Origin of the sequence: Streptomyces coeruleofuscus, from assembly GCF_039532725.1 — a bacterium.
Lineage (GTDB): Bacteria > Actinomycetota > Actinomycetes > Streptomycetales > Streptomycetaceae > Streptomyces > Streptomyces coeruleofuscus.
In genome coordinates this window covers 1,102,281-1,114,327 of record NZ_BAAASE010000001.1, presented here as the reverse complement: position 1 = coordinate 1,114,327, position 12,047 = coordinate 1,102,281, and the positions used below count along the sequence as shown (strand labels likewise).

Genomic DNA, 12,047 nt, shown 5'->3' with positions numbered 1-12,047 from the left:
CTGGTGCCGTGAAGCCTTGGTGTTACACCGTTCAGGTGGTGGGCGGTTCGATGTCCGAGTCGAGCCGCTTCCCGGCCAGGATCCTCCTGGTCGTCGGATGGCCCTCGCCCAGCGTCTCCCTGGCCCGCCGTGCCGCCTCGCCGGCCAGCCGCTCCGCCTCCTCCGTGTGGCCGGTGTCGCGCAGGCTGAGGGCCAGGTTGGACGTGACGCCGATGGTGTCGTAGTGGTCGGCGCCCAGGATGTCGAGGAAGTACCGCAGGGCCCGCCGGTCCCACTCGGCGGCCTCCTCGGCCTGACCGGCCGTCACGAGGTCGTTGGCGTGGTTGGTCATGCAGCTGAGGCTGTACGGGTGGCTCTCGCCGAGGATCCGGGACAGCTGGTGCAACGCGATGGACGACAGCTCGCGCGCCTCGTCCAAACTCCCCGTCAGCCGCCGGTACACCGAGAGGTTGTTGGCGCAGGCGAGGGTGACGGGGTGCTCCGAGCCCAGGTAGGTGCTGTACCGGTCCATCGCCCGCTCGGCCAGTTGCCGCGCCCGCTCGGACTCGCCCATCGCCGCCAGGTCGCAGGCCAGGCCGCAGGCCGCGGCCAGGGTGTCGGCGTGCTCGGGTCCGTGCGCCTCGACATAGCGGGTGTGGATGTCCTCGTTGATCTTCCTGGCCTGCTCGTACTCCCCCGCCCGGCGCAGCGCGACCGCGAGGTTCCGGCGGGTGCGCAGCGTGTCCGTGTGGCGGTCGCCCAGGGTCTGCTCGTACAGCTGGACGGTGGTCCGCAGCAGTTCCAGGGCCTCTTTCAGGCTGCCCGTCTCGCGCAGGTCACGGGCGTAGTTGCTGGCGAACAGCAGGGAGTAGAAGTTGTCCCGCCCGCGTGCCTCGATCTGCTGTTTGGAGGCGCGCTCGTGGAACTTCAGGGCGGCCCGGCGATCGCCGGCCAGGTACTCGGACATGCCGAGGTTGTTGGTGTACATCAGCGTGCGCGGGTGATCGTCGCCCAGCACCCGCAACGCCCCGTCGAGGGTCTGGCGGTCGAGTTCCCGCGCCTCCCGGTAGCGCCCCAGCGCGCGCAGGTCGGCGGCGACGTTCCCGGCGGCGGCGAGGGTGTGCGCGTACTCCGGGCCCTTGGTGCGGCGGAACCGTTCGAAGGTGTCCCGGTCGATGTCGTAGGCCTCCGTGAGTCTGCCCTTGGAGCGCAGGATGTTGCCCAGCTGGACACGGAGCATCAGGGTCTGCGGGTCGTCGGGGTGGCCGATGCCGCGCGCCTCCCACCGGGCCAGCGTGCGTTCGGCGAGGTCGCGGGCGTCGGCGTGCAGGCTGCGCTTCCACAGGTAGCGCACCGAGTCGGTGACCCACTTGCGGACCTCGGGGTCCGGGCTCTCGCCCGCGCGGCAGGGCCACAGGTGGGGCAGCAGCTCACCGTAACGGTCCCAGTCGCCCGGGACGTCCGGGTCGCCGGGGTTGGCGTCCACCAGCGCGGCGTGCACGACCCCGCGGACGCGCGGTGTGCGCTCTTGGTCGACCTGGTCGCGGATGACGGCCTGCACCAGCCGGTGGACCGTGAGAGTCGCGCTGCTCTGGTCGCTCTTGGCGAGGCCGAACCGGTTGATGGCGCGCACCAGCTGGGCGATGGCCATGTCGTCGCGCGGCTCGCCCTCCGGGAGCGGCAGCGCCTTCGTGACGGCCTTGCTGTACAGCAGCCGCAGCGGGATCGGGTCGGGGCCGAAGAAGGAGCAGATCTCCAGCATCTCGGCGGCCGCGAGGTTGACGCGGCGCAGTTCGTCCACGGCCAGGCGCCAGGTCGCGGCGGCCGAGTGGGGGTAGTCCCGTTCCGGCAGCTGGGTGTTCTGCAGGACCTGGGTGAGGCGGTCCTCGAGCATGCCCAGGTAGGTGGCCACCGGCATGCTGCTCTCGCTGAGCCAGACGGCCGCCTGGGCGACGGCCAGCGGCAGGTCGCCGAGTTCCTTGGCGACCTGTTCGGCGTCGGCGTGGGAGAGGCCCGCGTTGAGCCGGTGCAACAGGTCGGTGCTCTCGTGGCGCCGGAACACCTCGACCTCGACCAGGCCGGCGTCGTTGACCCAGGTGCGGTCGCGGGAGGTGAGCAGGACGTGGCCGCCGGGCGGCCCGCTGGGGATGAACTCCGCCAGTTGCTCGGGCCGCCCGGCGTTGTCGTACACCAGCAGCCAGCGGTCGAACGGCTCCCCGCGGCGCAGCGCCCGCAGGACCGATTCGGCCGTGCTCGCCACGTCCTGGCTCACCTCCAGCCCCAGTCGGGGCGCGAGGTCGGCGAGCGCCGGCCTGATCAGGCCGGGCTGCGCGGCGGTCACCCACCAGACCACGTCGTAGGCGGCCTTGAACCGGTGGGCGTACTCCTGGGCGATCTGGGTCTTGCCCATGCCGCCGAGACCGTAGACGACCTGGGTGGTGGTGCCGGAGGTGAAACCGTTGCGCAGCTTCTCCAGGACCACGCCGCGGCCGGTGAAGGAGACGTTCCGGGAGGGGACCCGCTGCACCGCGGGCGATGTCCCGGGGAACGGCGGTGCCGCCCTGCCCTGGGCGGGTGGTCCCCCGTCCGTGGTCCGCATTCTCCTGACCGGGCCGACGGCCGCGAGTAACTGCCCCTCCGCCTCCTCGGCCGTGCTGTGGGTCAGGTCGGCGGCGAACCGGTCGCCGAAGGGGGCCCCGGCCGAGCAGTCGACCTCCTGGACACGCACGGCCAGCAGCGCGGAGCCGTCGGAACTCTCCTGGGTGCCCAGCTGGGTCCAGATCTGCCCGGCGCGCCGCTGTGCCGTGTACTCGGGCGACACCAGGGCGAGCAGCCTGCCCCGGCCCTTCAGGACGGCGGTGACCTCGGGCAGTGCACCGCCGCCGGGTTCGGCGGTGCTGTACATCGACACCTGGTATCCGGCGGCCTCCAGGTGGGCGGCCGCCCACTCCGCCCACATGCGGTCGGCGGGGGCGTAGCTGACGTGGACGCGTGGCCACGAGGTGCGCGGATCGAGGTACGCGGTGCGCATCTGCTGCCGGGCGTCCTCGTGCTGCGGGACGAGTGAGCGGATCCGGCCCTCGCTGATCCAGGCGGTGAGCCGTTCGAACGCCGCCAGCAGGTTGCCCGGCTGGGCGGGCCGGTCCCGGACGGTGGCCGGGATCTCCGCGTAGGCGTAGTACTTCTTGTACGGGATCTCGACCTCGCCCCAGTACTGCTCGTGCCTGCGCTCGTCCAGCCAGGACAGGAACGGCCCGAACCGCGCGCGGGCCAGGTCACGGCCCCATTCGAGCAGTTCCTGCTCACCGTCCTCGACGCGCATGGGGACGGGCAGGATCCGGACCGGGTGCTGCGCCCCGGAGGCCACCGACCGGGCGACGTCGAGGCCGCCCTCGATGCTCTGGTGGTTGAGCACGAACCCGTCCACGAGGACGTCCGGCATGAGGGTGGTGCAGATGCCCGAGATGTCGCTCACGCCCGTGCGGCTGTCGATGAGGACGTAGTCGTAGGAGGCCTTCATCTCCTCGCGAAGCGCCTGAAGGAAGGCGCCGCCGCCCAGGCGCTCGTAGAAGGCACGCCAGTTGAAGCTGGTGACGTCCGCGGAGTAGGAGGCGGACATGCGTCCCGCGGGCAGGAAGTCGAGCCGGCCGCCGGAGGGCAGCCTCAGGTCCAGGCCGGTGGTGTAGGGGCCGAGCCGGGCGTGGGAGCGCAGTTCCTCGTCGCTCATGACGGTGGTCCCGGCGCCGGGCTCCGGCTGCTCCGGAGGACGCATCACCTGCCCGACGAAGGCGCTCATCATGTTGATCAGGCCTTCGGTGTCGCGCAGTTTGGGGTCGACGAGGAACGGGCGCAGGTACCGGTGCAGACCCGGCGCCTCCAGGTCCCAGTCGACCAGCAGGACCCGTTTCCCGTTGCTGGCCATGATCCAGCCGACGTTGACCAGGGCCATCGTGCGCCCGGTACCGCCCTTGTACGAGTAGAAGGTGACTATCCTGCCGGTGCCCTGAGCCTCGGTCTCAGTGGTCATCGTCCTGATCCTTCTGCGGGGGCAAAGGACCGGGTGGCTCGGCCTGGTCGCCGGTCCTGGGTGGGGGTGGCGCCGGGACGGTCAGGCCCGGCAGGGGCGGTGCCGGCGGCCCTGCGGGCAGCCGGCGCGGGACGGCGTTCTCCATCAGCCGGTTCTGGGCGACCACGACCATCCGGGCGAGCCGTTCCTCGAACTGGTCCTTGCCCACCCGGACCTGGAAGAGCGGGTCGTAGGGATCGTTGCGCCGCATCCAGTTGCGCCGGAAGACCTGCTGGAGGTCCGTCCACAGTTTCTCGTCACCGGACTCGCCGTCGGTGTCGTGGCAGGGCACGAGCACTCCGGTGACCGGATGGTTCTGCCCGTCGTAGTCGGACAGCGGGTTGCGGTAGGGCCCCTCGCGCGCGGCCCACGCGTCGACCAGCAGCACGCTGGTCTGGTTGTCGCGCATCGCCTCGTCGAGCTTGCTGCCGAGGCTCTGGTCGACGACCTCCAGGCTGGTGGTGCATCCCTCTTCGATGATCACGCGCTGGGCGCGGTGCGCGACGGTGGGGTGGACGGGAGGGTGGTACGGCGTCCAGTCGAGCGGTGAGGGGCCGTAGTACTCACGGCACTGCCGGCCCCGGGGGAGCCGGCCGGTGACGCCGGCGGCTATGAACACCCGGACGTGCCCTGTGGTGCGCTCGGCGGGCTCCGCCGGCTCGATGCCCTGGAAGGGGCTGGGCACGGTTCGGAGGTCGAGGCCCTCGGCCCTCGGGAGCCGGAACAGGTCGGCGGCGTAGTGCACCCGCCGGGCGACGAGTTCCAGCACGGTGCGGTAGGCACCTCCCGTGGGCGAGGCGCGTAACAGGCTCATCAGCCCGCGCTCGACGTATTCCTCGCCCATCGCCGGCTCGTAGTACTGGTACCGCGTGATCTCCGGCGGCAGCGCTCCGCGTGTCGGCGTCCACAGGACCGGTATGAGCGCCGGCACGTCGATGTCCGTGTGCTCGCGGTACCGCACCAGCCTGGCCTGGAAGGCCGCCCACTCCTTGCCGCAGTAGAGGCTGCTCACATAGGCGGGCGAGCACAGCGCCACCATCGCGCGGCAGTTCCCGACCGCCCGGCCGAGCGTCCTCTCCCAGTCGGCGCCCAGACCGATCCGCTCCACGTCCCGGAACGGCATCTGCCCACCGCAGTCCGCGCCCAGACGGTCCAGCTCCGCCACCAGGTCCTCGTAGAACCGCCCCACGAACGCGTCCTTGCGGTCGTCCCGGCGCGCATAGCTCAGGAAGAAGTACGGCTCTCGTTCCAAAGGCACCCCCCGCAGCCGCATTCGGCAGCCGGTGTGTCGGGCCGGGAGCCGGGCATACGTGCGTGGACGTCATACCCCGGCGGCCGGGGGCTCAGTCCTCGCGGGGGAAGCGATCGCGGTTGGCCGGAAGACGTCGACAGAACGGGCGGGGATGTCGGACGAGCCAGGCAGACGCGTCAGAGGAGGGCCGACGAGAAGGCGGCGAACCCTTCGCCGGAAGGGGACCGGACGTCCTGGAGCACCGAGGCGAGGGCGGTGTCCGGCAGGTCTTCCAGGGCCTCCATGGGGAGGTCCGCGATGTCCACCAGAACCGAGACGTACTCGGCAGCACTCGTGTCTCTCAGCACCTACAGTGCCCTTCTGCCCGGCGCGCCCCGGTCGCGGGCGCGCTCGTTGTCCGATGCCACGGTGCTGCACCGGGCGACGGCTACAGAGCCTAGTGCCAGTCCGCTTCTCATCCATACCCGGCCGGTCGGCCACCAGAGGGTTTCCGGCCCTCATCGGCCGCTGCGTCCGTCCAGTTCCGCTGTCAGCCGCTTCGGCGCGATCACCCGGTAGCTCTCCTCGACCCAGTCGCAGAGCACCTCCGCGGCCGGGGCGTCCTGCTGCTCGAGGGGGATGCTCACCCAGCCCGCCTTGCCCAGGCCGTAGCCGGCGGGCTCGGCTCCGGGACACGCCAGCGCGTGCGCGTGCGCCGTCTCGTCCTTGAGCTTCACCGTCACACCCAGGGGGTAACTGCCGTCCTCGACACCGAGGAAGACGAACACCTTCTTGTTGACCTTCGCGACGGACTCGCCCCAGGGGAACTCCTCGACGGCGCCCGGCAGTCCCAGTGCGAACGCGCGCACTTTCTCCCACTTCTTCAGGGCATTCCTGGGCACGGCCATCGTCGTCCTCCGGGCTCGTCGTCGGGCTCCGCGCTCCTCACGCTAGCCTCGGCCACCGACAGCGGCACGGGCTGCACGACCGAGGGGTGTCATGAGCAGGCTGAACAGGACCGACCGTCCGTACGACATCGTGCTCTTCGGAGCCACGAGTTTCGCCGGAGCGCTCACCGCGGAGTACCTCGCGGCCCACGCGCCCGAGGGGCTGCGGTGGGCGATCGCGGGCCGCAGCGCGGAGAAGCTGGAGCGGCTGCGGGAGCGGCTGCCCGGCGGCGCGGAGGTCGGGGTGCTGCGGGCGGACGTCTCCGACCCGGCCTCGGTGCGCGCCCTCACCGAGCACGCGCGCGTGGTGGCCACGACGGTCGGCCCGTACATCACGTACGGCGAGGAACTCGTCGCCGCGTGCGCGGACACCGGGACCGACTACCTCGACCTCTGCGGCGAGCCCGAGTTCGTGGACCTGATGTACGTGCGGCACGACGCACGCGCGCGTGAGACCGGGGCACGGCTGGTGCACGCCGCCGGGTTCGACTCGATCCCGCACGACCTGGGCGTGTACTTCACCGTGCAGCAGCTGCCGGAGGACGTGCCCCTGACCGTGGAGGGCTTCGTGACCGCCGACGCCGCGTTCTCGGGCGGGACCTTCGCCTCCGCTCTCAACCAGTTCGCGCGCCAGCGGGAGATGGCGGCGGCGGCGCGGGACCGGCGGCGGCACGAGCCGCGGCTGGTGGGCCGGCGGGCGTCGGCGCCGGCGGGTGCGCCGCGGTTCGCCAAGGAAGTGGGCGCGTGGGCGCTGCCGATGCCGACCATCGACCCGCAGATCGTGCGGCGCTCGGCGTCGGCCCTCGACCGCTACGGACCCGACTTCCGCTACCGGCAGTACGCGGCCGTCCGGCACCTGCCCGTAGCGGTGGGCGGTGTCGCGGCCGTCGGCGCCCTGGTCGCGGCGGCACAGGTGCCGCCTGCGCGGCGCTGGCTGTCGGGCCGGCTCAGGCCCGGGGACGGGCCGAGTCCCGAGAAGCGGGCGAAGAGCTGGTTCTCCCTGCGCTTCGTGGGCGAGGGCGGTGGCCGGCGGGTGTACACGGAGGTCTCGGGCGGCGATCCCGGCTACGACGAGACGGCGAAGATGCTCGCCGAGTCGGCGCTGTGCCTGGCCTTCGACGATCTCCCGAAGACGGCGGGGCAGGTCACCACGGCGGTGGCGATGGGCGACGCGCTGATCGGCCGGCTGCGCGCGGCGGGCATCCGCTTCCGCGTCGCGTCGACCCGCTGAACCCACCCGGAGGGGTTCCTGCCTAGAGCGGCCACTCGACGATGGTGTAGATCATCCCGGCGATCCAGCCGAGCCCCGCCAGCACGGCGAGGATCAGCCCTATGGTGACGGCCCGCTCGACGGACTGGGTCGGGCCGGCAACAGGCTTGGGGGCGCGGTGCGTTGTCATGGCCCCAGCCTGCCGACGGGGGCGGGGGCCGGGCATCCGTACGGGTACTCAGAGCCGGTACTCAGATCTGACGCCCCGCCTGGGTCGGCCCATTCCCTCGGTTTGAGACTTTCCGCCTTCCGCTCCTGGCGACAGCTCGAAAAGTGCCAAGAAGGAGTTCAATGAAACCATTGAAGGCATGAAGTTTCTTCTCGAAGTCACCATGGAAGACGCGGCGTTGGCGAAGGACCCGGCGGGCGAGCTGGGCCGGATCCTCAGGTACTGGGGCGGCAACCTGCGCCACCACGCGCTCCGGCCCGGGGACGGGTCGGTCATCTACGACTCGGAGTACCGCGAGGTGGGCCGCTGGAGCGTGGCCGGTCAGGCGGAATAGGTCTCCCGCAGTGCCGTCCGGCAGAGCGCGTCCGCCCTGCGCGTGGTCTCCGGGAGGCGGTACTCGGGGGTCAGCGCGAGGGTGTGGGCGCAGGCGTTCGCCAGGGTCACGCGGTGGCCGACGGAGACGAAGACCGGCTTGACGCCGTCGCGCGTGCGCAGGGCGCGGCCGACCTCCTCGGGACCGGCGAGCAGCGCGGAGGTGCTGCCCCGCGGGGTGTCCGGGTCGTCGTAGGTGAAGGTGAAGGGGTTCTTGGCGACGCCGATCGTGGGCAGGCCGGTCAGGACGCCGAGGTGGCTGGCGAGGCCGAAGCGGCGGGGGTGGGCGAGGCCGTAGCCGTCGCAGACCACCAGGCCGGGCCGGCACGGCAGGGCGTCGAGGGCGGCGAGGACCGTGGGGATCTCGCGGAAGGCGAGCAGTCCGGGCACGTAGGGGAAGGAGACCCGGCCCACGGCCGTGGCCTCGGCGACGACGTCGAGACTCGACGCGTCCAGGACGACCGCGGCCGCCGCCACGACGTCCCGTTCGTCGTCGTAGGCGACGTCGACCCCTGTCACATGGCCCGTCCCGGGCGGCGGCCCCGGTTCGTCGAGGATCACGCGCTCGCGGAGTCCGTCCTGGACTGCGCGGGCCTGTTCCTCGGTGGCGGGCCAGTCCTCGGGGATGCGTACGGTCGTCGTCATGGTGCCCCCGAGCCTATGGGCTCCTGAGGCCGTGGACACTGCCGAGGCCGCGGCCTGAGGGGACTGCGGGCCGCGCGAAGGCCGGCGGAACCCGGGGGTCCCGCCGGCCTCGGGGGGTGTGCGACTCACTTGCCCAGCGCGCGCTGGAGCTGGCTCTTGTTCATGTTGGAACGGCCTTCGACCCCGCGGCGCTTGGCCTCCTGGTACAGCTGGTCGTAAGTGGGCCCCTGGGAGCCCTGGCCGGAGCGCTGACCGCCACGCTTGCCGGACGACATGTCCTTGGTGGAGGTGCGGCTGGCCGTCTTCGACTCGCCGGAGCGGGCGCGTTCCTTGTTCACCGTCCGCGAGGCGATCTCCTTGGCGCGGCCGGTGCTCTCGCCCCGGTCCTGCGCACTCTTCTTGATGTGCTCGTACTGGCGCTCCCGCTTGGAGCTCGAACCGCGTGGCATGACCGCTCACTTCCTTTCAGCTTCAGTGAACGAGTACCCACATTGCCAACAATCAGGGCATAGCGCGCGCTCAATGCTCCAGGCGGGCAACCCGCCCCTTCTCGCCGGCGGCCCAGCACCCTTGGTCAGGGGTGCAGTCGACGGTGTCGAAGGAGCCGGTGTCGACCGTGCGCCAGGTGCGGCCGCCGTCCGTGGTGAGGTCGGTGCCGGTGGGGCCGACGGCGAGGGCGGCGGTGCGGCTGTGCGGGAGCCAGGCGACGCCGGAGCGGTAGGCGGGCGGGGGCGCGGAGGCGGGGCGCCAGGTGCGGCCGCCGTCGCCGGTGCGCGCCGCGGCGTTCGGTGAGGGCCGGCCGGGGGTGAAGTCGCCGCCGACGGCGAGACCGTGGGTGCGGTCGCGGAAGGCCAGCGCGAAGACGCCCCGGGCCGGGTCGCCCGCCGGAATGGGCGTGTCGGTGGCCGTCCAGGTCCGCCCCCGGTCGGCGGAGTGCAGCACGCGCGCGTGCGCGGCCCCGCCGGTGGCGAGCCAGACGTCCTTCGGCCCGGAGGTCACCAGACACTGGCCGCTCGCGGCGAATCCGGCCTCGCCCTCCTGCGCCGCCGGCATGCCCTCGTCCGGCAGCACCGTCCAGGTGCGGCCGCCGTCGCGGGTCGACAGGATGCGGAACTTCCCGTCCACCGGGTCGCTCATCGCGAGGCCGTGACGGTGGTCGAAGAAGGCGAGGCAGTCGTAGAAGGCCTTCGGGTCGGTGTTGCGGAAGGACTCCGTCCAGGTAGCACCGCCGTCGTCGGTGCGGTACACGCGGGACGCCTCGCCCTCGCCGATGGCCAGGACCACGGCCCGCCGCGCGTCGAACGCCTCGACGTCCCGGAACTGCAACTCCGCCGCGCCCGGGGGCGAGACGTTCCGCCAGGTCGCGCCGCCGTCAATGGTGCGCAGGACGGTGCCGCCGGTCCCGGCGAGCCAGGCGGTGTTCCGGCTGACGGCGGCCAGGCCGCGGAACCGTACCTCCGGAGTGCCGGTGTCCTTGAGCTGCCAGTGCGGCACCCGGCGCTCCGGCTCGTGCGCCTGCGCCGGTACGGCCGTCAGGACGGCGAACGCGACCAACGCCGCCGTCCCCGCCGCCACTCCGGTCGCCCTGCTGCGTGTCCGACCCGTCCGTCGCGTGGTTCCCAAGCGCCTCATGGCCGGCGAAGCTAGCCCACCCCCCGGGTGCCGTCCAGATGGCCTCGGCCGTTCCGCGGATGGTCCGGTGGGCGCCACAAGTGCCCTGCGAGGAACACGAGGAGAGCCACATCACTCTGGTGCATGAACGCGGTGACAGAGGTCACTCGCACTTCGTGTGCACGGATTGGCTGATTCCGTCGTCTCTTCCAGTGCCCGGCCTCATCCGCCCGGAAGTGTCCCGTCCAGCCGTCACAAGGGAGCAAGGCGTTGTCCATCGTCATCGAGCAGCCCGTGGAGGCCCGCCTCGTCGCCGCCGCGCCGCGTATGCCGAGCATTCCCGCGACGCTCCACTACGACCGACGTGATCCGTTCGCCGTCCGCATGACCTTCCCGGCCCCGGCCACGCTGGAGGGCGTCGAGGTCTGCTGGACCTTCTCCCGCGAGCTGCTCGCCGCGGGCCTGAGGAACGCCGAGGGCCACGGCGACGTGCGGGTGCGGCCGTACGGGTACGACCGCACGGTGCTGGAGTTCCACGCTCCCGAGGGCACCGCCGTCGTGCACGTCCGCTCCGGCGAGGTGCGCCGGTTCCTGGAGGCCACGAGCGAGCTGGTGCCGGTCGGGCTGGAGCATCTCCAGCTGGATCTGGACCACGGCCTGGCGGAGCTGATGCGGGACGCGTGCTGAGCTGACGCGTGCCGGGCTGAGCCGCTCCGGCAGGGCGTGGGCGGCCTGGGCGATGCCCGAGCCCCCGCGGGCGACCCAACCAGCGGCGGCCGGACCGTGGCCGGCAGGAATTCGGCGCGGACGCGGGTCAGGGCGGGGTGGTCGCCGTCGCGGCGAGTGCCGTGCGGAGTTCGCGGATGATCTCCCTGAGCCCGGGCACCGACGCCACGGCACGTTCCGCCAGCTCCCGCACGCGCTGCTCGTGGGCGCGGACGTCCTCTCCGGGGAGAAGTTCCGCCGAGGCGGCCAGCGTCACGAGTGCCGCGTCCCGCTCGGAGATCCCGGCGACCGGCTGCGGCCCCCGGAGGACCTGACGCGTCTCCTCCCGCAGCGCCTCCGCGGCGGCGGCGCGCTCCAGCGCGTACTCCACGGACGGGAACACCCCGAGGACCCGCTTCTTCTCCGCCCGCAGAAACCCCTCGGCCACCAGTTGCTCCCGCACCGCGTCGAGGGTCACCCGCGAGCGCAGCGTCACCCAGGTCCGCCAGGGATGCGGGCACGACTCGCGGACGAGTTCCAGCAGCCCGTCGAGGACCGCGTCACCCGTGCCGGAGTCCAGGTCGACCGGCGTGGCGATGCCGTCCTCGTCGACGAGGAGGCCGCGCCGGGCCAGCTCGGTGAGGGCACCGGCCCGTACCGGGCCGAGCAGATGGGCGGTGCCGGTGTCCGCCGGCCACGCGGGGTGCCAGGCCAGCAGGCAGAGCCGGGCCGGCAGCGAGAGCGGGCCGTTGGGCACGGGGCCTCCTCGGGGAGGGAAGATCGGGTCTCACGTTAATTCGTTGACAGGACCGACGCCCCCTCGTACGTTGTACAGCGTCCTGTTGCCGCCGATTGGAGAAGGACGTTGCTCGTCTGAGGTCCTGAGACACCGCGTCACCCACATCCGATGGGTGCGCTGCGTGCGACCTCGGCGTTCGAGCCGTCCTCCGGTGCAGGGCTTTTCTCATGCCCCTGGAGCCCTCCTCCCTGGTCGCAGGTGTCTCGACACGCGTTTGCCCCTGACCGCATCAAGCAACCGCGAAAGAGGCCCG

Annotated in this window: 12 protein-coding genes; 3 read left to right on the top strand and 9 right to left on the bottom strand. The window is 72.1% G+C overall.

Translation table 11 applies throughout. The features are described from left to right. Positions 1–31: 31 nt before the first annotated feature. The 4 genes from fxsT to ABFX81_RS04825 form a co-directional block, all read right to left on the bottom strand. The gene (fxsT, locus tag ABFX81_RS04840) at positions 32–4,006 is read right to left on the bottom strand and encodes an FxSxx-COOH system tetratricopeptide repeat protein (protein WP_346137659.1); all 3,975 of its coding nucleotides are present in this window, start codon (positions 4,004–4,006) and stop codon (positions 32–34) included. Next, positions 3,996–5,303: a TIR-like protein FxsC gene (locus ABFX81_RS04835; RefSeq protein WP_346137658.1), complete on the bottom strand. Its 1,308-nt coding sequence runs from the start codon at positions 5,301–5,303 to the stop codon at positions 3,996–3,998. Before ABFX81_RS04835 ends, fxsT begins: the two co-directional genes overlap by 11 nt. 170 nt (positions 5,304–5,473) lie before the next feature. Then, entirely contained in the window at positions 5,474–5,644 is a 171-nt protein-coding gene (gene fxsA, locus ABFX81_RS04830) for an FxSxx-COOH cyclophane-containing RiPP peptide (protein WP_086854639.1), read from the bottom strand. A 150-nt stretch (positions 5,645–5,794) separates the two neighbouring features. Further along, positions 5,795–6,184, bottom strand: coding sequence for an MmcQ/YjbR family DNA-binding protein (locus ABFX81_RS04825; RefSeq protein WP_086854638.1), 390 nt, complete (start codon positions 6,182–6,184; stop codon positions 5,795–5,797). Positions 6,185–6,275: 91 nt separating this feature from the next. On the opposite strand from ABFX81_RS04825, the gene ABFX81_RS04820 reads away from it, so the two are divergent. After that, a complete protein-coding gene (locus ABFX81_RS04820; RefSeq protein ID WP_086854637.1) occupies positions 6,276–7,454 on the top strand; it encodes a saccharopine dehydrogenase NADP-binding domain-containing protein in 1,179 nt (392 codons plus the stop codon). Between the two features lie 22 nt (positions 7,455–7,476). On the opposite strand, the gene mmpA is transcribed toward ABFX81_RS04820, so the two are convergent. Continuing rightward, positions 7,477–7,623 carry a morphogenic membrane protein MmpA gene (gene mmpA, locus ABFX81_RS04815; protein WP_086854636.1) on the bottom strand — a complete coding sequence of 49 codons (147 nt, stop codon included), beginning with the start codon at positions 7,621–7,623 and terminating at the stop codon, positions 7,477–7,479. A 178-nt stretch (positions 7,624–7,801) separates the two neighbouring features. On the opposite strand from mmpA, the gene ABFX81_RS04810 reads away from it, so the two are divergent. After that, the gene (locus ABFX81_RS04810) at positions 7,802–7,996 is read left to right on the top strand and encodes a hypothetical protein (RefSeq protein ID WP_346137657.1); all 195 of its coding nucleotides are present in this window, start codon (positions 7,802–7,804) and stop codon (positions 7,994–7,996) included. Here the strand turns inward: ABFX81_RS04810 and ABFX81_RS04805 are convergent. From ABFX81_RS04805 to ABFX81_RS04795, 3 genes are all read right to left on the bottom strand, one after another. After that, a complete protein-coding gene (locus ABFX81_RS04805) occupies positions 7,984–8,679 on the bottom strand; it encodes an endonuclease V (RefSeq protein WP_086854635.1) in 696 nt (231 codons plus the stop codon). The genes ABFX81_RS04810 and ABFX81_RS04805 overlap by 13 nt on opposite strands. 125 nt (positions 8,680–8,804) lie before the next feature. After that, positions 8,805–9,128, bottom strand: coding sequence for a hypothetical protein (locus ABFX81_RS04800; protein WP_010042867.1), 324 nt, complete (start codon positions 9,126–9,128; stop codon positions 8,805–8,807). A gap of 70 nt (positions 9,129–9,198) precedes the next feature. Next, complete coding sequence (locus ABFX81_RS04795; RefSeq protein WP_428837133.1) at positions 9,199–10,311, bottom strand: WD40/YVTN/BNR-like repeat-containing protein; 1,113 nt, start codon at positions 10,309–10,311, stop codon at positions 9,199–9,201. A gap of 249 nt (positions 10,312–10,560) precedes the next feature. Here ABFX81_RS04795 and ssgD point away from each other — a divergent pair, with 249 nt between their 5' ends. Further along, a complete protein-coding gene (gene ssgD / locus ABFX81_RS04790; protein ID WP_086852655.1) occupies positions 10,561–10,977 on the top strand; it encodes a spore wall synthesis regulator SsgD in 417 nt (138 codons plus the stop codon). A 127-nt stretch (positions 10,978–11,104) separates the two neighbouring features. Here ssgD and ABFX81_RS04785 read toward each other — a convergent pair whose 3' ends face one another. Next, positions 11,105–11,752 (bottom strand): GPP34 family phosphoprotein, encoded by a 648-nt coding sequence (locus ABFX81_RS04785; protein WP_086852656.1) that lies wholly within the window; start codon positions 11,750–11,752, stop codon positions 11,105–11,107. Positions 11,753–12,047: the final 295 nt, after the last annotated feature.